The 22,594-nt window shown below is 46.2% G+C and carries 19 protein-coding genes and 1 tRNA gene; 15 read left to right on the top strand and 5 right to left on the bottom strand.

Going from position 1 to position 22,594, the window contains the following annotated elements; translation table 11 throughout:
- Positions 1–73: 73 nt before the first annotated feature.
- Entirely contained in the window at positions 74–1,171 is a 1,098-nt protein-coding gene (locus H6F77_RS00335; RefSeq protein WP_190484126.1) for a cytochrome c oxidase subunit II, read from the bottom strand.
- Between the two features lie 362 nt (positions 1,172–1,533).
- On the opposite strand from H6F77_RS00335, the gene H6F77_RS00330 reads away from it, so the two are divergent.
- The 6 genes from H6F77_RS00330 (at position 1,534) to H6F77_RS00305 (ending at position 9,716) form a co-directional block, all read left to right on the top strand.
- Positions 1,534–2,571: a COX15/CtaA family protein gene (locus H6F77_RS00330; RefSeq protein WP_190484124.1), complete on the top strand. Its 1,038-nt coding sequence runs from the start codon at positions 1,534–1,536 to the stop codon at positions 2,569–2,571.
- A 303-nt stretch (positions 2,572–2,874) separates the two neighbouring features.
- Entirely contained in the window at positions 2,875–3,861 is a 987-nt protein-coding gene (locus H6F77_RS00325) for a heme o synthase (RefSeq protein ID WP_255515674.1), read from the top strand.
- Between the two features lie 552 nt (positions 3,862–4,413).
- On the top strand, positions 4,414–6,885 hold the full coding sequence (locus H6F77_RS00320; protein ID WP_190484122.1) for a diguanylate cyclase: 2,472 nt from the start codon (positions 4,414–4,416) through the stop codon (positions 6,883–6,885).
- A gap of 366 nt (positions 6,886–7,251) precedes the next feature.
- On the top strand, positions 7,252–8,271 hold the full coding sequence (locus H6F77_RS00315) for an ABC transporter ATP-binding protein (protein ID WP_190484120.1): 1,020 nt from the start codon (positions 7,252–7,254) through the stop codon (positions 8,269–8,271).
- A gap of 83 nt (positions 8,272–8,354) precedes the next feature.
- A complete protein-coding gene (locus H6F77_RS00310; RefSeq protein ID WP_190484118.1) occupies positions 8,355–9,251 on the top strand; it encodes an ABC transporter permease in 897 nt (298 codons plus the stop codon).
- 66 nt (positions 9,252–9,317) lie between these two features.
- A complete protein-coding gene (locus H6F77_RS00305) occupies positions 9,318–9,716 on the top strand; it encodes a hypothetical protein (RefSeq protein WP_190484116.1) in 399 nt (132 codons plus the stop codon).
- A 96-nt stretch (positions 9,717–9,812) separates the two neighbouring features.
- Here the strand turns inward: H6F77_RS00305 and H6F77_RS00300 are convergent, their stop codons facing one another.
- Positions 9,813–10,253, bottom strand: coding sequence for a peroxiredoxin (locus H6F77_RS00300; protein WP_190484114.1), 441 nt, complete (start codon positions 10,251–10,253; stop codon positions 9,813–9,815).
- Positions 10,254–10,451: 198 nt separating this feature from the next.
- On the opposite strand from H6F77_RS00300, the gene H6F77_RS00295 reads away from it, so the two are divergent.
- The 5 genes from H6F77_RS00295 (at position 10,452) to H6F77_RS00275 (ending at position 16,278) form a co-directional block, all read left to right on the top strand.
- Entirely contained in the window at positions 10,452–10,862 is a 411-nt protein-coding gene (locus H6F77_RS00295) for an Npun_F0494 family protein (protein WP_190484112.1), read from the top strand.
- 111 nt (positions 10,863–10,973) lie between these two features.
- Positions 10,974–12,479 (top strand): cobyric acid synthase CobQ, encoded by a 1,506-nt coding sequence (cobQ, locus tag H6F77_RS00290; RefSeq protein WP_190484110.1) that lies wholly within the window; start codon positions 10,974–10,976, stop codon positions 12,477–12,479.
- Between the two features lie 70 nt (positions 12,480–12,549).
- A complete protein-coding gene (locus H6F77_RS00285) occupies positions 12,550–12,810 on the top strand; it encodes a 2Fe-2S iron-sulfur cluster-binding protein (protein ID WP_190484109.1) in 261 nt (86 codons plus the stop codon).
- 784 nt (positions 12,811–13,594) lie between these two features.
- Positions 13,595–15,529, top strand: a complete 1,935-nt coding sequence (locus tag H6F77_RS28680) for a serine/threonine-protein kinase (RefSeq protein ID WP_190484107.1) — start codon at positions 13,595–13,597, stop codon at positions 15,527–15,529.
- A gap of 467 nt (positions 15,530–15,996) precedes the next feature.
- Positions 15,997–16,278 (top strand): hypothetical protein, encoded by a 282-nt coding sequence (locus H6F77_RS00275; protein WP_190484105.1) that lies wholly within the window; start codon positions 15,997–15,999, stop codon positions 16,276–16,278.
- 263 nt (positions 16,279–16,541) lie between these two features.
- Here H6F77_RS00275 and H6F77_RS00270 read toward each other — a convergent pair whose 3' ends face one another.
- From H6F77_RS00270 to H6F77_RS00260, 3 genes are all read right to left on the bottom strand, one after another.
- On the bottom strand, positions 16,542–16,988 hold the full coding sequence (locus H6F77_RS00270) for an SRPBCC family protein (RefSeq protein ID WP_190484103.1): 447 nt from the start codon (positions 16,986–16,988) through the stop codon (positions 16,542–16,544).
- 68 nt (positions 16,989–17,056) lie between these two features.
- On the bottom strand, positions 17,057–18,523 hold the full coding sequence (gene zds, locus H6F77_RS00265; RefSeq protein WP_190484101.1) for a 9,9'-di-cis-zeta-carotene desaturase: 1,467 nt from the start codon (positions 18,521–18,523) through the stop codon (positions 17,057–17,059).
- Positions 18,524–18,614: 91 nt separating this feature from the next.
- On the bottom strand, positions 18,615–20,252 hold the full coding sequence (locus H6F77_RS00260; RefSeq protein WP_190484099.1) for a DUF6930 domain-containing protein: 1,638 nt from the start codon (positions 20,250–20,252) through the stop codon (positions 18,615–18,617).
- 316 nt (positions 20,253–20,568) lie between these two features.
- On the opposite strand from H6F77_RS00260, the gene H6F77_RS00255 reads away from it, so the two are divergent.
- The 4 genes from H6F77_RS00255 (at position 20,569) to H6F77_RS00240 (ending at position 22,570) form a co-directional block, all read left to right on the top strand.
- Positions 20,569–20,925, top strand: coding sequence for a HesB/IscA family protein (locus H6F77_RS00255; protein ID WP_190484285.1), 357 nt, complete (start codon positions 20,569–20,571; stop codon positions 20,923–20,925).
- Positions 20,926–21,009: 84 nt separating this feature from the next.
- Complete coding sequence (locus H6F77_RS00250; RefSeq protein ID WP_190484097.1) at positions 21,010–21,432, top strand: tetratricopeptide repeat protein; 423 nt, start codon at positions 21,010–21,012, stop codon at positions 21,430–21,432.
- A 197-nt stretch (positions 21,433–21,629) separates the two neighbouring features.
- Positions 21,630–22,508 (top strand): M48 family metallopeptidase, encoded by an 879-nt coding sequence (locus H6F77_RS00245; RefSeq protein WP_190484095.1) that lies wholly within the window; start codon positions 21,630–21,632, stop codon positions 22,506–22,508.
- Positions 22,487–22,570: transfer RNA gene (locus H6F77_RS00240), tRNA-Leu, on the top strand. The genes H6F77_RS00245 and H6F77_RS00240 overlap by 22 nt, the downstream gene beginning before the upstream one ends.
- Positions 22,571–22,594: the final 24 nt, after the last annotated feature.

Genomic DNA, 22,594 nt, shown 5'->3' with positions numbered 1-22,594 from the left:
ATCTTTCAATGTTGTCTCACTTCTGGTAGTGAGTTGGGTGAAGGGTTAGCATTGCCAACCCTCCATTTAAAAGCTAATGATGAGCCTCGCGATCGCCAGAAGTGTGGAGCTGCTCTAACATTGTGGAATTAATTCCCATTTCTTCAGCATAGGTCGCCAGAAACTCAGAAGCGGATCTATCGGCTGAGTTGACTGCAACAGCTTGATCTAAAGCTTCCTTACTTGCAACTTCTTGCTGCTCCTTAACCCAGCTATCAAACTCTTCAGGTGTTTCGACAACCACCTGTGTCTTCATAGCTCCATGGTAGGCACCACAAAGTTCAGCGCAGTTTACTGTGTATGTACCCAACCTGTTGGGTGTAAATACTAGCTCATTTTGCCGCCCCGGAATTGCATCCTGCTTTAGGCGGAACTCTGGCACCCAAAAAGCATGGAGGACATCGTTTGCTGTTATGTTTAATAACACCTGTCGCCCAGCAGGTACGTGCAATTCACCAGTAGTGATGCCAGTATCAGGGTAGGTAAAAAGCCAAGCAAATTGCAAGCCAGTGACATTGACCACCAATTCTGGAGGTGTGCCTTGCTTGTCTGGGCTGGAGCCAATGCGGCCAGAAGTCACGCCGATATCTGAAGCATCGCGTCGCTGAGGAATTTCCTTATTCCGGACTGCCGCCGTAGCCGGGTCTTGCATGGCTTCATCTGAAGCCTGCTGATTGATATTTTCGGTATCTGTCAGCGTAGCAGCGATCGCTGCTCCTGGCATTTTGGCAAAGTGTTTATCGCTCTTCATATGGGCAACTGAGTGGGCCATGGGATCTAGGCCGCCCATCGAGTTATAAACCTCAAAGCTGTATACAGCCAATACCAATACGATTACTGCCGGAATCGCCGTCCACAATATTTCTAAAGGAACGTTGCCATGCACTGGTGGCCCATCTGTATTATCGTCTTTGCGACGGCGAAATCTAATCGCAGAAACGATCAGCGTCCCCTGAACTATCAGGAATAGACCTGTCGAGATGGTCATCATCATGTTAAACAGTCCATCTACTAGGGGAGCTTCTTCCGAAGCTGCAACTGGCAGCAGACCGTGATTTTGACCGTACCACAGGCTGACAAGGGTCAGCACTATGCCGACCAGTAAGGTTGTTATATTACTTGGGATGTTCACAACAAAATTCTTAGTATTTCCTGCACAACTTCTTTCTTTTTACTTTCTACGGTAAAGCAGCTAACGACTTTAGGTTGACTATCTTTCCATATCCTTAGCTATTTCTTTGGGATCGCGCTGGTATAACCTCGCTGACTGTAGGGGATCGCACAGGAACCACTTTTATATTACTAAACTTTACTTTTTGTGAAGTGTCTGTAACTTTTGATAGATATACTCGAAATCAGAAGAAATGCCTAAAGCAGTACACCAGTAGAGGTAGCCCAGTTAATGTAGTAAATAGAACTAGCTAGATGCTGGCATGAGCAAATGCTCATAAATTGATTAACAATGATTTGCAATTGACGCGCTTGGTACAATTTATGGCTGAATCTGTACTGCATAACCAGGGGGGGGATGCTGGGGGAGAAGCCCCTGAAGCAAAGCTGCATAGCGATGTCTCCCTAGTCGCAGGTGCAAAGAAGGACACCGCTGCCCCGGCCAGCCCCACTGACAAGCTGAGGCGCCTTGTATTTAGGATGGCCTTGGCGACGCTGATTTTGATGGCGATAGGCAGTGCGACGCGAGTGATGAATGCCGGGTTAGCCTGCCCGGACTGGCCCTTGTGCTATGGTCAGTTGGTGCCCTCAAAGCAGATGAATTTTCAAGTGTTCTTAGAGTGGTTTCACAGGTTGGATGCGGGGTTGATAGGCTTGGGAGCGATCGCGCTCGCAGGATTATCATGGTGGTATAGGCGATCGCTACCTAACTGGCTGCCTTGGGCATCCACATTCGCACTCTTTTTGGTGGTCTTCCAGGGCGTATTGGGAGGACTGACCGTTACGCAACTGCTGCGGTTTGATATTGTCACCGCACACCTGGGTACAGCGCTATTATTTTTCTGCACCCTGCTAGCCATAGGCATGGCAATGCTACCGTATCAAGGCACTGGCACGGTTGGCAAACTGCCCTGGATCGGCTGTGGTGCTGCCATTTTGGTTTATCTGCAAAGCCTGCTGGGTGGACTGGTTGGTTCTCAGTGGGCGCTGCATCAGTGCTTTGGAGCGCAAGAATTATGTGCTGTTATGAACAGCCATATTGCCGGAGTTGTTCCGGCAACCCTTGCAACTATCGCAGTTGTAGTTATGGCATGGCGCACGCCAGCACTACATCCAACCCTGCGACAGTTGGCTAATCTGGCGGGTTGGTTGCTAGTATGCCAAATCGCTCTAGGCGTCGCTACTTTCCGATTACACCTCCAGGTAGAACCGCTGACAGTAGCACACCAAGCAGTAGGCGCGGCATTACTGGGATCGCTCGTAGCTTTTACAGTTTTGGGATTGCGAGATCGGGCGGAATTTGGTGTCATACCAAACTTAACCCCACCCTCAAGCCCGGACTATACATCACAGGCGGGCTAAAAATCGACCCTTGCCAAGCGGATCTGTAATTACCCACAAATGTTTACGCAACCTCAGCCATCCGCCTGGGGGTTAAACCCCAAACTAATAACTGTAGAGACGCAGATTCGCTCGCCTCTCCCTTAAAACGGACTAAAGAGCATGAATTTTAGTAGTTTTTATCTTCGGTGGCGGAACCCAAGCGTTAGCAGTGCGATGCAGAGGTACTAGGCGGTAAATGTGGATACGGACAGAACCGCTAAAAGGGTGGCATACACGAACAAACCATGCTGACGCATGGTGTGGAATTCAGGAAAAAAGCTGATGCAAGAAATGATGCTTGGAGCTGATGTCTCCCGCAAACATCAAAACTTCCTACAAGTGATTCACAGCTACTACCAGCTGACGAAGCCGAGAATTATTCCCCTGCTGCTGATTACAACAGCGGCTGGAATGTGGATGGCATCCGACGGACGGGTAGATCCGGTGTTGTTATTGGTGACGCTGGCTGGTGGTACTCTTTCTGCCGCATCTGCCCAAACGCTGAACTGCATTTACGATCGCGATATAGATTATGCAATGGAGCGCACGAGGAGCCGTCCTATTCCTTCGGGTAGAGTTCAGCCCCGCGATGCTCTGATATTTGCGATCGCTCTCGGTACTCTATCTTTTACTCTGCTTGCAGTTTTTGCCAATCTGCTCAGTGCTTTGTTGGCAATGTCCGGCATTATCTTTTACATGGGCATTTACACCCACTTGCTAAAACGCCACACGACGCAAAACATCGTGATTGGTGGTGCTGCGGGTGCTATTCCCGCCTTAGTGGGTTGGGCTGCTGTAACTGGCGAACTTAGCTGGGCAGCTTGGTTGCTATTTGCCATAGTGTTTTTGTGGACTCCTCCCCATTTTTGGGCGCTTGCTTTGATGATTCGAGATGACTATGCCAAAGTAGGTATCCCGATGCTGCCCGTTGTAGAGGGAGAGGTTGCTACTACTCGTCAAATTTGGGTTTACACGCTAATAGTTGTACCGATAACATTTCTGCTGATTTATCCTGTGGGAGAGTCGGGATTAGTTTACGGTATCTTTGCCGCCCTTTTGGGGGGTATTTTTATTAAGAAAGCATGGCAGTTATTACAAGAACCTGAGAATAAACAATTAGCGCGATCGCTCTTTAAATTCTCCATTCTTTACATGATGCTGTTGTGTACTGGAATAGTTGTAGACAGCTTGCCCATAACTCATCAACTGAGTGCAACATTAGGGGCAAATCTACATACGCTAGTAAGCGCGATCGCAGTTTTCCAATAGCTCCCAGAAAACTACATAACGCCTATAAAGACAAAACCCGCTTATCCTTCATGAGGTAGGCGGGTTTTCGACGAAGAGCGTTAAAATTCCGCCGGAGAGTGTATTTCTGCACCAGAAGAGGGAGCAGAATTTGTGATTGAAATACCAAGGCGGCTGCAAAGTAAAAATATATTTAATAGCTAGCTTGCAGGTAAGCTAGCCAAATTTGGGTATAAGCGATCGCTACTTTGTCTCATTTATTCCTAAAAAGCGCGATGCTGCTAGCGCAGCCGCTTCGCTACGCACCCTCCTATATTTAAATATTTAGCCTCAACCAATAGATCGTATAGCGCTACATTAAACCCCTGCAATATTATTTTAATCAGGCGACTCATTTAGCACTGTCATTTTGTACTAACCTCTACCTAAGCCAAAATACGGTTGAAAGTACCGTAGGTATAGAGATAAAATTTACACCTTATGACATTGAAAAGCAAGCATTATACCACTCAGGTGTAATGTTGAATTCATCCATATTCAGAAATTATATTGTTCGATATATAGTTGGTGGTTATGATAAAAATTTCGACAGAGAAAAAGGTAACGGTTAGCTTGGCTGCTACATTGCTATTTCTTAGTTTTGTCGGTGGAATTACTTATTGGAGTATCACCCGACTCAATGAACTGGCGGCTCAAGTTACCCAATCCAACCAAATCATCGAGCGTTTAGAACTCCTGCTATCGGATCTCAAGGATGCAGAGACGGGACAGCGAGGGTATATTTTGACTGGGAGCGAGGAGTATCTAAAACCCCATCTAATGGGGGTTGAAGCAACTAATCAAGAACTACAACAACTGCGGCAAATCATTGACAACGATCCCAACCAGCGGCAGTGCCTCCATAAGCTCGAACCATTAATTGCAACCAAGCTGGCTGAACTTGCTCAAACGATTCAGTTGAGGAAGACTGAAGGATTTGCGGCTGCGTTGCAGGTGGTTCAAACAAATCAAGGTAAGCAAGCAATGGATGCCATTCGTGCAGTTGTTCGTGAGATGAAGGCTAACGAGCAGCAAAGACTGCAATACCAGCAGCTCCAGCGGCAGAGGCAAACTCAGATTGTAACTGGAGTTGTCGGAATTGGTGGGTTATTAGCTTTTACCTTAGTCCCGCTGGCTATCTTTGCGATTAACCGGGATTTGCTGAAGCGCAAGCAAGCTGAGGCATTGTTAGTTGAGAGCGAGGAACGATTTCGGCAGCTTTCGGAAGCGACATTTGAGGCGATCGCAATTACAGAAAATGGCAAAGTTATCGATGCTAACTCGCGCTTCGTTCAACTATTTGGGTACGAAATTTATGAAGCCATTGGAAAACCAATGGCAGATTTTTACCCACCTCAATGGATGGACTTAGTGAAGCAGGAAATTGCCATTAACGATGAGTGTTGTTATGAAATTGAGGGACTCTGCAAAAATGGAATGACTTTTCCCCTAGAGGTGCGCGATCGCGTAATCTCTTACAAAGGGCGAACAGCCCGAGTCATGGCAATTCGCGATATGACTGAACCCAAAAAGGCTGAAGCCTTGCTCCGCAAAAGTGAAGCGACTAACCGCGCTTTACTTAAAGCCATACCAGACTTGATGATCCGCTACACCCGCAACGGAACCTACCTGGATATCATGCCTGCAAAAACCTTTCATCTGGTTAATCCTCAGATCGCTCGCATTGGCAAAAATATCGTTGAGGTCATGCCTCCGGAACTGGCGCAGCAACGGCTACATTACATTGAACAAGCCTTTCAAACTGGCGAAGCGCAAACCTACGAATTTCCCGTACAACTGGAAGATGGACTGCATTATCAAGAAGCCCGCATCACCGTTAGTGGTGAAGATGAAGTATTGGCAATTGTGCGAGACATTAGCGATGCCTACGGCGAGCTTCGCTTACGCAAACTGGCAGAGCAAGCTTTGCAGCAAGCTAATCAGCAATTAATAGATTCCGTTAAGCAATTAGAGGAGAGGAACCAGGAGATTGCCTTATTAGCCTCCCTTAGCGATATGCTCCAAGTGTGTCTGACAATTGACGAAGCTTACCGAGCGCTGGCGGAACTGGTGCAACCGCTTTTTCCAGAGGTAGCTGGAGGAGTATTTGTTATCAGTGCGTCAAAGCATCTGGTGGAAGTTGTGGCGAGTTGGGGAGACAAAGCATTGCTCAGCCAAGCGATGTTTACTCCTAACGAATGTTGGGCGCTGCGACGGGGGCGATCGCATTTAGTCAGCTTGGATCAACCTGGGATGCGTTGTCAGCACATCTACAAGCCTTTTGAGGCTGCTGATGGGGCATCGGCTATTCATGCAGCAGTACCAGCAGAAACTCTCTGCGTTCCCATGATGGCGCAAGGAGATGCTTTGGGCGTGGTGTATTTGGCAACAGCCCAACGGGGATGGTTTACTCATGCTAAAGAGCAACTAGCAGTCACGGTATCTGAACATATCGCTTTAGCACTGGCAAACCTAAAACTTAGAGAAGCCTTGCAGCAACAGAGTATTCGCGATGCACTCACCGGGCTATTTAATCGACGCTATATGGAAGAGTCCCTGGAACGAGAACTGCGGCGGGCAGAGCGCAAACAGCAATCTCTCGGCATTATTATCTTTGATGTGGATTACTTCAAGCGGCTCAACGACACTTATGGGCATGAAGCAGGCGATACAGTGCTGCGAGAACTGGGACTATTCATCCAATCCCAAATCAGAGGCTCCGATATTGGTTGTCGCTATGGGGGAGAAGAATTTCTGCTAATTTTGCCGGAAGCATCATTGGAAGTCACACGACAACGGGCAGAGCAGATTCGAGAAGGTTTCAAACACCTAAATTTGCAGAACCGTCGTCAACCGCTGGGAACGGTAACAATGTCATTAGGGGTTGCGGTGTTTCCAGAACACGGCTTGACTGGAGCGGCAGTTATTCAAGCGGCGGATGCAGCGCTATACCGAGCCAAACATGAGGGACGCGATCGCGTTGTCAGTGCCATTTCACTGTCTTAACCTCAATACACCCAACTAACACAACAGATATTTCCTATAAATAAGAATCCACGACACAAAATCATCACCACTACATAAATTATCCCCTGATGATTTTCTGCAAATAATTCCTAATCTATAGATCCCATCGAAACGCTTCAGGGGCGAACCCTGTTGCTGTTCGTTGATTCATCTTAGGACTTACGCACTGTAACCAAGTTCTGTCATCCTGAGCGATAGGGAATCTAAAATCTAAAATCCAAAATCCAAAATTGTATTACGCACCAATACGAGGCGTGAAACCCGCATCCCCAGTCCGGGCTTATTTGCAACTAAAGGCTTAAAATGGAACTAAAGATTGTTTAGATTTGTTAACCTGGGACAAATATGGCTCCCGCAGTTTTAATTCAGAACCTTCAAAAGCGCTACGGCTCGGTTGAAGCCGTCAAAGATGTATCCTTTCAAGTAGAAGCAGGGGAAATTTTTGGCCTACTGGGGCCGAATGGCGCTGGCAAAACCACAACCCTCAGATGCTTGTGTACTCTGGCGACTCCCGATGCGGGCAAGGTTGAGGTATCTGGTATCTCCGTAGTCGATAACCCCAGATCTGCACGTCAACGCTTGGGCTATGTGGCTCAGGAAGTTGCCTTAGATAAGGTGCTGACTGGGCGGGAACTCCTAGAACTGCAAGCCGCACTTTATCACCTCCCCAGGAAAGCGGCAAAACAGCGGATTAACACAGTCCTGGACTTACTAGGCTTAGAGGAATTCGCTGATAAGAAGACTGGTACTTACTCCGGTGGTATTCGCAAACGCCTAGATTTAGCCGCAGGATTGCTACACCAACCGGATGTCCTGGTTTTAGATGAACCTACAGTCGGACTTGATATTGAAAGCCGCGTTGTGGTTTGGAATTTCTTGCGCCAGTTGCGGGAATCTGGAACTACTGTTTTAATTACTAGCCATTATTTAGAGGAAATTGACGCTTTAGCTAATCGCGTGGCAATTATTGACAGAGGTGTGGTGATTGCTGCGGGAACGCCTTCGGAGTTAAAGGATAAAGTAGGAGGCGATCGCATCACTCTCCGCATCCGCGAATTCTCCCCCATCGAAGAAGCAGAGAAAGCTAAAGATATGCTCCAATCTCTGCCATTTGTCCAAGAAGTCATTATTAATAACGCTCAAGGTAACTCGCTCAACTTGGTTGTAAAACCCCAAAGCGACGCCTTGATGTCAATTCAGCAATCCCTTAAGGAAGCGGGTTTACCTACATTTGGCATTGCTCAATCCCGCCCCAGCCTTGATGATGTTTATCTAGCTGCTACTGGTAAAACTTTGTTGGATGCCGAACTTGCAGCAGCCGGAAGTCGCGATTTAAAGGCTGAGAAAAAACAGGCTATGCGCTAGTAGGGTGGGGTGCGAACCGCCAAGACCGCCTCAGCGAAGCGCGTAAGCGCGTTAGAACGCCAAGAAAGTGAAGAGGAAGAGAGATGAGTACTACTGTTACACCTCCTAAATCTAATATCGGTTTGCAGCCTCAGTCGGCTGGTAAGGTTAATGTTGATGCGCCGCCGAATTTGGTCGGCGAATTTGTTCAAGAAACTTTGGCTTTGACTAAGCGGTTGTTTATTCAATTACAACGGCGTCCTTCGACGTTAATTGCTGGAATTATTCAGCCGTTTATGTGGTTGGTGTTGTTCGGGGCGCTGTTTCAAAATGCACCTCAAGGTTTATTTGGTAATAGTGTCAGCTACGGACAATTTCTGGGTGCTGGCGTGATTGTTTTTACCGCGTTCGCCGGGGCGTTGAATGCTGGTTTGCCAGTAATGTTTGACCGCGAGTTTGGTTTTTTGAACCGCTTGCTGGTGGCTCCTCTCGCGTCGCGGTTTTCGATTGTGTTGGCGTCGGCTATTTACATTCTGGTGCTGAGTTTGATTCAGACGGCGGTAATTGTGGCGGCTAGTGCTATCTTGGGTGCTGGTTGGCCGGGATTGGTGGGAATTGGCGCGATCGCTCTAATTGTCCTGCTCCTAGTTGTCGGGGTTACTGCTTTGAGTCTAGGTTTGGCTTTTGCCCTCCCCGGTCACATCGAGTTACTTGCTGTAATTTTTGTTACTAACTTGCCCCTGCTTTTTGCTAGCACTGCACTCGCGCCCCTGTCGTTTATGCCGCATTGGTTGCAGGTTGTGGCGACTCTCAATCCCCTCAGCTATGCCATCGAACCAATCCGCTATCTTTATCTACACGGCGATTGGGCACTTAGCAGTATAGTGATGCAGGCTCCTTGGGGTGGGGTAACTTTTGGTACGGCGCTTTTGGTTTTACTAGGTTTCGATGCCTTTGTGTTATTGGCGATTCAACCACTATTGCGTCGCAGATTTGCTTGAATTGTAGTGATGCGATAAATCAGACGCGATTTATCGCGTCTCTACTTGTTTAACTCCCAAATTGCCATGAAAATAAAAACTCACCTAGCTCTTAGCCTTTTAGCGGGAATGGGGATTGCCTTCTCTTGCGTGCCCCAAACAGTTCTGGCGCAAACAGGGGACGCGCAACCATTACAGGATTTCCAACAAAATCAGCAAAATAAAGACCCCTTTTCGAGTAGCAGCGAAGGGGAATCGATGGGTGTCTTTGACTTAATCCATCGCGCCCAATTGGGCAACCTCCGCAGCTATGATGAATTTTCTGCGGAGCAGGGTAAAAATATCGATAGCGCTGCTGCAAAGTTCCGTAGTCTGCAACGAGAACGGCTTCGCAATTTAAATCAGGGAACAGGTGTAAGTCCTGCAACTCCTGCAACTCCTGCAAATTCTGTAACTCCTGCGATCGCGATTCCTGCGAAGAATTAATATCTATCCGTCGGGAAAGTTACCTAAAAACCCGTTTTCTAATGAGAAAACGGGTTTTTTACTTGCGTTTAAAGCTGCCCTCAGCTCTAATTGAGCTTAATAACCCAGCTCGGCTAAGATGTCGCTAGCATGAGTTTCGTGTTGGATGTTGGAAAAAACGTGGCTAATATTGCCTTTGCCGTCAATAACGTAGGTCACTCTTTGGGCGTAGCCGCTGGGAGCCTCAACGTCATAAGCTTTGGTTAGGCTACCATCAATATCTGCCAGTAGGGGAAAGGGGAGATTAAATTTGCTGGTAAATTGTTTGTGAGAATTCTCATCATCTTTGCTGACGCCTAGTACAACAATATCTTTGCCCTGATAGTCTGCATAGGCATCTCTAAAGCTACACGCTTCTTTGGTACAGCCGGGGGTATCGTCTTTGGGGTAGAAGTAAAGCACTATTGTTTTTCCCGCCAGTTCTGAGAGGGTGACGGTTTTGCCGATTGTGTCTCTTACGGAAAAATTTGGTGCTTTTGTTCCAATTGCTAGAGCCATTGATTTTGTTTCCTTCTGTTGTAGAGTTATTTGCAAATATATATTCTACAAAATGTTTATAAAACTTTAAAATAAAAAGATGGCATAGGCAAGCCTATCCCATCAGGTTGAAAAAGATTGAGTTGAAAGGTCAGCTTTAGACTTTAAACTTTAAAAAATAAAGCAGTCCATAGTTTGATAGTTAACAGTCCTGCCGCAATGATCTCTATTAAGCCAAAAAACGAACATTCGATTCAATATTCAAGCCGGACGGTAGAAAGAGCAGAAAGGGCAATGCGCTGTTCGCCGTTTAAGCTGCAATTATTTGCGAGTATGCTACAAAGTAGCGTATCGTTGAACGCGATCGCGGGTGAGTCTGGTGTCAAACAAAACTACACAAATCGGCCACTCTCTGAGTTAGCAGCAGAAAGCCCCCTTTTGTGGCTCATTGAGGTCGGCATACTGCGGCGAGAAGTTGATGGTCAAGGAATTACCGATAGTTTTCGTCTCACACCCTTGGGGCGCCAGCTACTAGAAAAATGGCAAAGCCAGGGTGGTTCATTGCCAGCGCCCTCTCTTTTGGATCGCCTTTACAATTCCTTAAGCCGTTGGCTGCGCTGGAACTTTTAAATTTTAGATTTTAGATTGTAAATTGTAGATTGGGATCATAAATCCAAACTCCCCTCTGGCGCTCTGGGCTATCGTCACCGCCAAAAATCCACAATCCAAAATTAAAATCTAATGAAAGCCATTATGGTGGTGGGCACAACGTCCCACGCAGGAAAATCGTTAATCACAGCAGCACTTTGTCGCCTGCTGTCACGGCGCGGCTGGCGGGTTACTCCGTTCAAAGCGCAGAATATGGCGCTGAATGCTTATGTAACGCAGAATGGCGGTGAAATTGGCTATGCACAGGCAGTGCAAGCGTGGGCGGCGGGGGTGACGCCTTGGGTGGAGATGAACCCGGTTTTACTCAAGCCGCAAGGCGACATGACCTCCCAGGTGATTATCAAGGGCAAAGCTGTTGGGATAGCAGGTGCGGCAGAATATTACGAGAAGTATTTTGACCAGGGTTGGCAGGCGGTTGAAGAATCGTTGAGACGTTTGGGTGAAGAGTTTGATTTAATTGTTTGCGAGGGAGCGGGTAGCCCAGCCGAGATTAACCTCAAGCACCGCGACATGGCAAATATGCGAGTTGCAAAGTATTTAAATGCGCCAACTATACTCGTGGTTGATATTGACCGGGGGGGCGCTTTTGCCCATGTTGTGGGTACTCTGGAGTTGTTGGAACCGGATGAACGAGCGTTAATCAAGGGGGTTGTAATTAATAAGTTTAGAGGGCAGCGAAGTCTCCTAGACCCTGGTATTACTTGGCTAGAAAAACGCACGGGTATTCCCGTTTTGGGCGTGCTTCCTTGGGTAGAGCAAATGTTCCCAGCCGAGGATTCCCTCGATTTGCTGGATCGTCGCAGCAGCAAGGCTCATAGCGATATCACTATTGCTGTTATCCGCCTTCCCCGAATTTCTAATTTTACGGACTTTGACCCCCTCGAAGCCGAACCCACCGTCACGGTGAAATACATTAGCCCCCAAGACTCTTTGGGACATCCAGACGCAGTTATTCTACCGGGTTCCAAAACTACAATATCTGACTTGCTGGTTTTGCAAAAGACAGGCATGGGGCAGGCAATTCAAAATTACGTCCGAGCTGGTGGAACGCTATTGGGAATCTGTGGTGGATTCCAAATGTTAGGCAAAATTGTTGCCGATCCAGAGGGAATTGAGGGTGAAGCGGGACGCTACAAAGGGCTAGAATTGTTGCCCATAAAAACTGTTATTACTAGCAATAAAATTGCCCGCCAGCGAATTGTGACTTCTAACTACCCCCAGGTTGGTTTACCAGTGGCGGGGTATGAAATTCATCAAGGTCGTAGCAGGCTGCTGAAGTTGGAGGAGGGAGGATCTCCACTAGGGTTGTCGGCGAAAAATGCTCCTTATAAGGCTTTGTTTGACGATCCTAATTTGGGAATTGTGGATGCAAATCAATCGGTGATGGGGACTTATCTGCACGGTATTTTTGATAATGGCCCTTGGCGACGTGCCTGGATAAATCAACTACGTCAACAACGCGGATTATCTACTTTGCCTAATGGTGTTGCAAACTACCGCGAACAGCGAGAAGCCATTTTAGACTCGATGGCTAATATTGTTGAAGCTAACTTAGATTTAAGACCAATTTTGGGTTAGAAGAATTACTTTTGCTTACATGATGGGAGAGGAATTCGGCTAATTAAAAATTAATAACTAATAACAAGTCATGGGCGTTCAAATTAGATTTTTGCCGGATGATGTTACGGTTGAGGCAGAGGCAGGAGAGCCAATGCTGCAAGTGGCTAAAAGGGCTGGGCTGTCCATTCCCACTGGTTGTTTGATGGGTTCGTGTCACGCTTGTGAAGTGGAGATTGTTCGCGAAGCGACACCAAATGCTGAGGGAAAGATGGTATGTGCTTGTATTACCGCAGTACCTGCGGGGCGATCGCACTTAACAATTAATCTCTATATTGACCCGAATTGGTAATTGTTAAACTACCAAAAGTCTCTGAGTAATGCTAACAATAGGCATATTCATAGCTCGGAGATTGACAACTGTATTTTATTGGAAATTTTATTTATAGAGGCTGAAAGTTACTGCCAATTAAATAAACAGCGATCGCATCTTAAATTCACTCTCTATATTCACCCAAATTGTTAATTTTTGAACGGCTGAGATTAAAAAATATAGCTATAGAGGCTGAACGCTCTGCTGTACCTAGCACAAGTCCAAAAACATACTCGATTTCTTGGTAGCTTTCAGACTAAATTAAACCTGCTGGCTTGTCAATCTAGCCAGTTGGTCAACATTTTATAAATTTCTCCCGTCAGTTAAAAACTTATTACCCGTTAGGCTAGAGCGGAGGCAACAAATTGAGGAAGATTTTGCACGGCTCGAACGAGTTAGGCTGGAAATTAACCAGGATCAGCGACAGCTTGGAATTGAACGACTTGAGCTAGAGAAAGCGACCAAGAACCTGCGGAATCCTCAACGTGAGCCTAGACCTGACGATGCCATCCTGGGCGGTCAAAATCAGCGCTTGTAGTGATAATATCTTATATTGCACTATATTTAGCCATATAAATCCTTACGCTAAGTTTTTCTACTCTAGACACTAATGAGAGTAGAAATAATGCCAACTTGCCTTGCGGTCAGGGAACACTACAAGTAAATAACACGTCAGCTAAAAGCGTTACGAGTCCCCCCTTTTGGCTGAGGAAACCATCAGTATTCCATGCCAAAATTTATCTAAAAAGGCTGGAATATTGCCGTGATTAGCCGACTTTTAGATAGGCGCTACAAAATACTTAAAATATTAGCATCAGGTGGCTTTGGGCAAACCTATTTAGCCGAAGATACTCGTCGTCCAGGCCATCCTCCATGTGTTGTAAAGCAGTTGCGCGTTCTTAGTAACAAACCTGGAGCTTACCAAACGGGACATCGCCTGTTTAAAAAAGAAGCAGAGGTATTAGAAAAATTAGGTAAACACGACCAAATTCCTCGCTTGCTAGCCCATTTTGAGGAAAATAAAGAATTTTACTTAGTTCAAGAGTATATTCCAGGCCATCTTTTAAGTGAAGAAATTGTACCGGGTAAACCTTTACCGGAAGCACGAATTATCAGCTTATTAGTAGCAGTATTACAAATTTTGTTTGTTGTGCATAAGCACGGCGTAATCCATCGAGACATCAAGCCTAATAATATAATTCGGCGACAAATTGACGGTAAATTAGTTTTAATTGATTTCGGTTCTGTTAAAGAAATTAACACTCAAGTAGCCTCTGGGGCAATCACTCAAACTGTTGCGATTGGCACGAGAGCGTATATGCCAATTGAACAATTCAAAGGATACCCGCAATTTAACAGCGATATTTATGCCTTGGGCATGATGATGATTCAAGCTCTAGGCGGTTTTACAGTTGAGGAATTACTAAACCTGCGAGTTGGTAATAATCCCCAAACAGGTGAATTTGTCTGGCGCGATCGCGTGCAGGTTAGTTCAAGGCTGGCAGATGTTATCGATAAAATGGTGCGGTTTGATTTCAATCAGCGCTACAAGTCAGCAAGAGAAGTTTTGGCTGACTTAAAAAGTATAGTTACTAATTCTAAGAATTTAGCCAATACGCCAAGGCTCATTACTCGAAATATCGGCTCTGCGATCGCTTCTACGGTTCCAGCAGCATTGGCTTCAGCCGGGAAGTTTCCAGCTATTTCTGCTAATCAAAAAACCCAGTTAGAGCAGACAACAAATATAGCACGCCGATATCGCTGGGAAGCAGCAGCTACTTTGCTAGCGGCGGGTGGAGTAATTGTTGCTTTGTTGACTCAGCTACCGCACGTATTTGTATTTATAGGAGCAAATAAAGCGAGGGGAGGAAATTACCAGGAAGCTATTCAAAATTTTAGCTGGGCGATTCAGTTGAAATCAGATCGCGCCGATGCATACTATGACCGAGGTTTTGCTTTTTTTGAGATAGGAGATAACAAGCGATCGCTTGAGGATTATACTCAAGCACTTAAACTAAATTCTAAGTTGACATTTGCGTATATTGGTCGGGGAAATGCTCGTTTTACTCTACAAGACTATCAAGGGGCGATCGCCGATTACACAAAAGCTATAAAAATTACGGCTAATGAGGACAATAACAATATCCCCCGAGGAATTGCCCATCGCTTCTTGAAAGATTATCAGGGAGAAATAAAAACTAAAAAGCAAGCAATTGGCTCTCGTCCCAAAGACGAAGCACTATCTTACAAGCAAGGGTTTGTTTCCAAAACTTTAGAAAATCCCCCTGGAGCAATTCAAAGCGATACTCCGCCTTTGCGTATTGCTTTTAACCTAGCGGTAGCTTACAACAACCGAGGAATTGCCCGTGCTAAAATGGGCGATAATTTAGGAGCGATCGCAGATATATCTCAGGCAATTAGGCTAAGTCCGAACGTTGCTGATGCTTGGGAGAACAGAGCAAACATCCGCCGTAGATTGAAGGATTATAAAGGAGCGATCGCCGATTACACTACTGCCCTTAAAATTAACCCCAATGATGGGCATTCTTACTACAATCGGGCGCTTGCACAAGTAAGTTTAGGAAATAAACAGGCAGCTTTGTCTGATTTGCAAAAAGCCGCCAATATCTGTATTAACCAAGGCTTTAGCAGTTGCTATAATAATGCACAGGCTAGCATCAAACAACTTGAGTTATAGCTAACATTTACTTTGAGAGAACTAATATCGCGCTGCCATTTGTCACATTAGAGCGATCGCGGCTTATTATTTCTACGACTTCCAAGGTGCTAACATAAGTTTACGCCCTGACTAGCCAAAACAAGACGTTACATAGGGTGTCCAAAGAATTTGCATATTTTGCTAAATTTTCCCGAATTTAATTAATAAAAATATTTATATCGTTACTTTTTTTAGAGTATTTAAAAAATGTTAATTTCACTTATTACTAAAGTATTTAGTTGCTATGTTGTACTTAGCTGCAATGTAAGAGCGGCTAAAGCTGAAGAAGGTTAAATATTGCTGTTGGCAATAAAACCAGATGGGTATTATTGCCAACGGGGTTCTAGCGCGATCGCCGTAGAACCGCCTTGATTGACTGAATCTCTAACTAGGGAGTATCTTAAACCAATCCGGTTTACTATAGTTCTAACCGACGGGGTTTTATTATGGCATTCATCAGACTTGACGATAGTGTTATCAATACATCTCACATCGCTTATATCGAATGGGAAGCTTATGAGGATGTATCCGCTAATCCTCTTTACAAACTCGACGATAATCCCCCAGCATCAGTAAAGATTAAAATGAGAGAGATAGATAAATGGAATGAATCTAAATTAAAAGTAAAAGCTAAAGTTTATATGAGTCTCGAAAATAATAACGAGAAAGGTGAACTTTTTTTTGAGGGGAATTCCGCTATTAAATTGTGGAAGCACTTTGAGAAGTGAAGTATTCTTAGCTGATAGTTACAACTTGGGATTTATTAGGTAATAAATATAGGTGTTATCAATAATAAATTCCAAAATATACCTACAATGCTCCCACTGCTGTAAAAAGCTGAAAACCGCTATATTCAAACAGAAAACAAGGCTTGGCGACCCTACTATTCCACATTAAATTGGTAATAGTCGATCGCGTTTAGAGATATTAGGTGTTTTGAGTTGGCCTTTAAAGGTGGACATAAATCAACTTTTTTATGCCCACCTAATTACTAAGATTTAGCTTGAACTTGAAGGGCGTAATCGCGAAAGCGTTCTAAATCAGCTTGGATCGTAGATTCAACAACGCGACCCAAAAACAGATTATCCATAAGCTTACCCAAAATGCCGGGAATTGCGTAAGACACGCTCATTTTGACAATGCTACTGCCCTGTCTGTCATAAAAGCGAATTGCTCCTTGGTTGGGCAATCCGTCCACCGATTCCCATTGGATAATTTGGTTAGGTACTATTTTCAGGATGCGCGATCGCCAACTGAATTCCAATCCACCTGTAGCAAGTTTCCAGCGCGATAAATTTGGATTATCCTCCTGGACTTTAACAGAGTCAATCCATTTCATCCATCGGGGCATTTGCTCTAGATCTGACCACAGACTCCACACCAAATCAATGGGAACCTGTACTTCTACCTGGACGCTATGTTCTAACCAATCAGACATGCGATTTTAGATTTTAGATTTTGGATCTTCGATTGGCAGGCAAAGCCGTAAATCTCAGCTTGACAATATCAAGCTGTGGTCACGGGGGTTCTAGCAAATTTTTGTGAACTTTCTAAAATTGCTTTCGCTGCCTGACGACCCGACAAAGTTGCCCCTTCCATACTATCGATATAGTCTTGCTGCGTGTAGCTACCCGCAAGGAAGAAATTTGCTATTGGCGTCTTTTGAGGGGGACGATAGGCGTCCATTCCTGGTGCTTCGCGATATAGAGATTGGGCGAGTTTGACGACGCTATACCAAGTCATGTTTAGCTGTCGCGAAGATGGGAAGAGTTCGTGAACTTGTTTGAGGACGTGTTGAGCGATCGCCTCATTACTCTCCTTTATAAACGGATCTCCCGGAGTCAACACCAACTGCAACAAGGAACCCTGTCCTTCCCGATAATAATCAGATGGGCTAGTTAGCGCCATGTCTGCAAAACACGAGAAGTCAGCATCGGCAGTATACAGCAAATTATCAATTCCGGCGGCACGATCTAGCTGTTGCCGTTTCTGGGCATCGTGCAACTCAGTGACCCAACCATCAAATCGCAACTGCACCGTTGCTACGGGAACTGCATCTAATTTATAAATATTGTCAAACTCAGACCATTGACGCCAAGCTTGAGGCAAAACGCGCTGAATTCCCGGCACATCGCAGGCGCAGACATAAGCATCAGCAAGGATAGTTTCTTCCGTCTCGCCTTTGGCAACAACTAAGCCAGTGACTTGCGTTTCGCTACCAACGCCAGTAAATTGAATTTCCCGCACGCGGCGACGAGTGTGAATTTTTGCCCCTCTTGCTTCTATGTATTTAATGATGGGCTTGTGGAGGTACTCGTCGGGAGAACCTTCCAGCATCCGGAGTACCGATGCTTCGGTTTTAGCGGCAAATAACTGGAAAATAGTCAGCATGCAACGGGCTGAGATATTTTCGCAATCAATAAAGCCGAGTGCATAGGCGATGGGGTTCCACATCCGCTTGATGCTGCCATTACTACCGCCGTGACTGCGGAACCAATCGGCAAAGCTGACTTTATCTAGTTCGCGGATAGTTTTCATCGATCCCTCGAAGTCTACCAAGCCGCGCACTATTGTGCTGGTTCCCAGAGCGATCGCATTCTGTAATTTATCCTGTACAGACAGCTGCGATGTCGTGAAAAATGCTTTCAATCCATTGAAAGGCGCACCCGTGATGAAGCGAAAATCTAACTCGCCAACATTACCGCCTTTATTGATAAAAGTGTGGGTATGCTGTTTCAGGCGCAGATTGTCTAACGCCCCCACCTTCTTCATTAAGTCAAATAGTTGGTAGTAGCAACCAAAGAAGACGTGCAACCCCATTTCAACGTGATTGCCATCGGCGTCTACCCAACTACCAACCTTACCCCCCACAAACGGACGAGACTCAAAGATTTCTACTTCGCAACCAGCATCGACTAAATCGACTGCCGCCGCCATTCCAGCTAGCCCCGCTCCTACGATTGCTACGCGCATCCTGCCTTTCCCGTTCAATTGCTTTACGGATTGTAACAAAAATGAGCGATCGCGCAGTAGTACAAACTAGGTAAGGGGCATGAGCGGGATATCAATCAAATTGGGGTATGAGCTGGAGAGTTCCCATTCCCAAGTCTTTAGCAGAGAGCGATCGCGCTTCAAAAAAAGCCATCATATCGTTAAACTGGGGATTGCCGCGAGAAGCCCCGGTTAAGCCTCTGGCAATAATCAAGCCGCAATAGCCTTTAGTTTTCTTACAACGCTGATCCCACTTTTTGCGGGCGGCGACATGAACTGGATCTTCCTCAATAAACTCGCCAAACAGATATAAATCACCATTTTCAGTTTGGAGAATTCCCAAGTCATAGCGATCGCCATCAAACGGATCTTCTCCCGGATTAAAGCCAATTCCTTTTACCCCCCCGGCAGTCTTAATATTCTGAATCATCTCAAGAGCCTTGGGGCGGGTGGTTTGAATCATAATCACGGGCATTCCCTCTCCCGACGCCTTAACCTCTTTAGATTCATAGCAACCAATACCCGCACGCAGTAACTCTAGGCGTTCCCAAGTCACCATCCCCAAACTGAGGAAAGAATTTTTGGGTACTAGATCGTCGCGCAGGGGTGGGTCTGCATCGTCTGCGTCTTCATCCGATTCTATAGCAGCCAACTCCGCCATATGGAAAAGATCGGACGACACATCAGGGACAGTTGCAACCTTTACCGATATAGTTTGGCGCGGCGTGGCTTCTTCGGGGACGGGGATGCGGTAGTTTTTGGTGAGGGTTGGGAATTTGTCTTTGGCGAGTTGTTTTTGCCCCGCGCGGAAAAAACGATGCAACGCTTCGAGAGCTATATAAACCGCGATCGCTTCTTCGTCATATAGAAAAGGTCGCATCCCCTCCAAGGGATGCACGTTGCCGAAACTTGGCTGAATTTCTGACATCGGCAAGTCAGCGAGATCGATGTCATCATCGTCGTCATCGCCGTTATCGTCCTCTTGGTCGAAAGTTACAAACAAGCAATCTTGCCCTAGAAATGCTTCTTCTAGCTGTTCAAAAGACTCCTCAGCCAAAACAGTTGCGCGAAACCGTTTGAGCGAATCGAGCGAACGATACAACAAAACCCCGTACTCCATGCCTAACATTCCCATTACTGAGACGTATAGAGTACCGATATCCCACTGATTCAATTCGAGGGAGATAATTTGGTGGTCGGCAAGAAAGTCCCAAGGCGCATCTTGCCAAATTTCATAAGCCTTTTCCAGCAGTAAATCGGCATACTTGCGAGGAAGCTGAGGCGGACGATGGGACGCAAGTTCTTGGAAGCCCCGAAACACTTCATCAATCAGGGGCAGTTCTGATTCATATTCGATGGTAATTTCTAGCTCTTGCAGGACGCCCCGCAAAAAAAACTGAAGTTCGCGATCGCGGACTACAATCTTTTGAGGTCGTGCCGGGCCAGCAGGGGTGTGGGGATGCTCCATAGCTCGCAGCAAAGTGCGAACTATAGCTTCTTGGCCAATTTCCGGCGATACGACATCCATTGCGCGAACAATGCCTTCAAAGCCATCTACCCAGATAATGCATTCACCGTTGCCAGAAGCATCTTCATCTGCTGGATCTTCACTTAGAGGAGCGGATAACGGACGGCGATCGCCCTCCCACACACTGGGAATTTGCGGTAATGTTTTGAGCCGACGACGGGTAGAGCGATTGAGCGTGGTCATACACAAGGAACTTGGGTGGATATAATTGGCGGCGAGCTATTTGCTCAAGACGGTATTTCTATAGAGGGGTGATGCTGGGGGGATCTGCAAGGGGTAGGTAAAATCAAGTAAAACACTGTCTTGAAGTGGATTGACGATAGATACCCCATTTTAACGGTAATACTTTACGCACAATATCGCTGTTTGGTATTGGCGGCGCGATCGTTCATACAATTAAACCTTGGCTCGTAACGAAGGCCAGATTCTTCTGTTGTACAGTCAGACTCGTTACTATAAAGATAAAAAGCTTTTCCATAAATTAGGAGTCCCCGCGCCGATGACACAAACAACTCAGTCACAAACACGAGGCATACAAATGACAGATGCCGCTCTGAAGCACGTTATGGCCCTGCGCGACAAACAAGGCAAAGACCTCTGCCTGCGCGTTGGCGTGCGCCAAGGCGGTTGTTCTGGAATGTCCTACATGATGGATTTTGAAGATGCCTCTCAAATTCGGGATAACGATGAAGTCTTCGACTACGAAGGCTTCAAGATTGTATGCGATCCCAAGAGCATGCTATATCTCTACGGTCTGGTGCTGGACTACAGCGATGCTATGATTGGCGGCGGCTTCCAATTTACCAACCCAAACGCAGCTCAAAACTGCGGTTGTGGTAAGTCTTTTGGCGTCTAACAATTTAACTGTTTAGACCATACATTTATGTAGGGTGGACAAGACCCACCCTACATACCGACCAAATACTTCATTCTTGGGCAAATGACCGATCAAGTTACATCTCTTTTAGACGCTGGTCTCGATCGCTACAAAGCAGGAGAAGGGCCAGATACATTGATTCCGGTTTTCAAAGAAATATGCGATCGCACCCCCAAACAAAGTGCCCCCTGGACTTGTTTGGCATGGCTGTATTTGTTGGATAACAAAGGGGATCTGGCTTATAAAGCCGCTCAAAAAGCAGTTAAGTCAGATCCGGCGGAGCCGCAAGCGCGGATTAACATGGCGATCGCTATGTTAGAAACTGGTCAAAAAGGCGTCCGCCAACACATTGAAGCAGTTGAACAAATTGCTTTCAATAATTCAGACCTGCGTCGCGAACTTCAAGAAACTCTTGAAGAAGGATTGAGCAGAAAACCCGATTGGGACAGTTTAAAGCGCGTCAAAAACTGGTTGTTTCCTTCTTGATTAGTTGAATGCAGGTAATGGGCGAAGAGTTAGTAGGTGCGGAGTTTAGTAGAGATGCCGATTTATCGCCTCTCGGAGCTAAGAATTTTTCTTCATAACTCATAACTCATAACCCTCCACGCGCCCAATCCCCATTTATTAGCCCCGGACTATACGGGGCTTCGCCCAATACCCAATTACCAATTTACGATTGCTCAATGTTATTCTCAAAAACACCGTTGATTGGCCTAAAAGCTGACCAGTTTCGCCATCCGCTGGACTTAGAGGCGACAAATGCTTTAAAGCAGCTACCTGGACTAGACTTACTGGTGCGGAATCTGCTTGGCCCGGTAGCGGAACAGTTTTTCTATCTAGAAAATATCGCGGCTGGAATCCTTGTAGGCGAACAACAATTGCCCCACATCCACAAACTGTTGTTAGAAGCCTGCCAGATTTTAGATATAGAGCCGCCTCAACTGTACGTGCGGCAGCATCCTGCTCCCAATGCTTATACTTTTGCGATGCGGGGCAAGCAGCCTTTTATAGTGTTGCACACCTCTTTGATCGAGCTGTTGACGCTTGAAGAAATTCAGGCGGTAATTGCCCACGAGCTGGGGCATCTCAAGTGCGAACATGGGGTTTATCTGACACCGATAAATATAATGGTGTTGGCGGCGGGGTTACTGCCAAACTGGGGTGCGGCGATCGCCGAATCGTTGCGATCGCAGATGTTGGAGTGGTTGCGTTGTGCAGAATTTACCTGCGATCGCGCCGCCTTGCTTGCAACCCAAGACTCCAGAGTAGTAAGTTCAGTATTAATGAAACTCACCGGAGGTTCGCCAACACTCTCGCCTCAACTCAACCTTGACGCCTTCTTAGCTCAAGCCAGAGCCTACGACGACATCAGCAACAATCAACTGGGCGAACTGCTCAAACAAGCCCAAACCGCTCAACTCAGCCACCCCGTCCCAGTTCTGCGGGCAAGAGAGATCGATCGCTGGGCCAGCAGCCAAGTTTATCAAAACCTCTTGCAAAAACATTCAACTGGGTATTACAATGGAAAGGTTGACACCAAGGGCGGGTGGCGGAACTGGTAGACGCACTAGACTCAAAATCTAGCGGCCTTGCGGCCATAAGAGTTCGATTCTCTTCCTGCCCACTGCGGAGACGCAATAAATCTGCG

The organism is Microcoleus sp. FACHB-831, from assembly GCF_014695585.1.
Classification (GTDB): domain Bacteria; phylum Cyanobacteriota; class Cyanobacteriia; order Cyanobacteriales; family FACHB-T130; genus FACHB-831.
The sequence above is the reverse complement of the archived record's forward strand: the minus strand, read 5'-3'. Positions and strand labels throughout refer to the sequence as shown.

Excerpts from the sequence above, each read along its gene's own strand:
- H6F77_RS00330 (WP_190484124.1), top strand. The coding sequence starts at position 1,534 with ATGGCTGAATCTGTACTGCATAACCAGGGGGGGGATGCTGGGGGAGAA.
- H6F77_RS00325 (WP_255515674.1), top strand. The coding sequence starts at position 2,875 with ATGCAAGAAATGATGCTTGGAGCTGATGTCTCCCGCAAACATCAAAAC.
- H6F77_RS00320 (WP_190484122.1), top strand. The coding sequence starts at position 4,414 with ATGATAAAAATTTCGACAGAGAAAAAGGTAACGGTTAGCTTGGCTGCT.
- H6F77_RS00315 (WP_190484120.1), top strand. The coding sequence starts at position 7,252 with ATGGCTCCCGCAGTTTTAATTCAGAACCTTCAAAAGCGCTACGGCTCG.
- H6F77_RS00310 (WP_190484118.1), top strand. The coding sequence starts at position 8,355 with ATGAGTACTACTGTTACACCTCCTAAATCTAATATCGGTTTGCAGCCT.
- H6F77_RS00305 (WP_190484116.1), top strand. The coding sequence starts at position 9,318 with ATGAAAATAAAAACTCACCTAGCTCTTAGCCTTTTAGCGGGAATGGGG.
- H6F77_RS00300 (WP_190484114.1), bottom strand. The coding sequence starts at position 10,253 with ATGGCTCTAGCAATTGGAACAAAAGCACCAAATTTTTCCGTAAGAGAC.
- H6F77_RS00295 (WP_190484112.1), top strand. The coding sequence starts at position 10,452 with ATGATCTCTATTAAGCCAAAAAACGAACATTCGATTCAATATTCAAGC.
- cobQ (WP_190484110.1), top strand. The coding sequence starts at position 10,974 with ATGAAAGCCATTATGGTGGTGGGCACAACGTCCCACGCAGGAAAATCG.
- H6F77_RS00285 (WP_190484109.1), top strand. The coding sequence starts at position 12,550 with ATGGGCGTTCAAATTAGATTTTTGCCGGATGATGTTACGGTTGAGGCA.
- H6F77_RS00275 (WP_190484105.1), top strand. The coding sequence starts at position 15,997 with ATGGCATTCATCAGACTTGACGATAGTGTTATCAATACATCTCACATC.
- H6F77_RS00270 (WP_190484103.1), bottom strand. The coding sequence starts at position 16,988 with ATGTCTGATTGGTTAGAACATAGCGTCCAGGTAGAAGTACAGGTTCCC.
- zds (WP_190484101.1), bottom strand. The coding sequence starts at position 18,523 with ATGCGCGTAGCAATCGTAGGAGCGGGGCTAGCTGGAATGGCGGCGGCA.
- H6F77_RS00260 (WP_190484099.1), bottom strand. The coding sequence starts at position 20,252 with ATGACCACGCTCAATCGCTCTACCCGTCGTCGGCTCAAAACATTACCG.
- H6F77_RS00255 (WP_190484285.1), top strand. The coding sequence starts at position 20,569 with ATGACACAAACAACTCAGTCACAAACACGAGGCATACAAATGACAGAT.
- H6F77_RS00250 (WP_190484097.1), top strand. The coding sequence starts at position 21,010 with ATGACCGATCAAGTTACATCTCTTTTAGACGCTGGTCTCGATCGCTAC.
- H6F77_RS00245 (WP_190484095.1), top strand. The coding sequence starts at position 21,630 with ATGTTATTCTCAAAAACACCGTTGATTGGCCTAAAAGCTGACCAGTTT.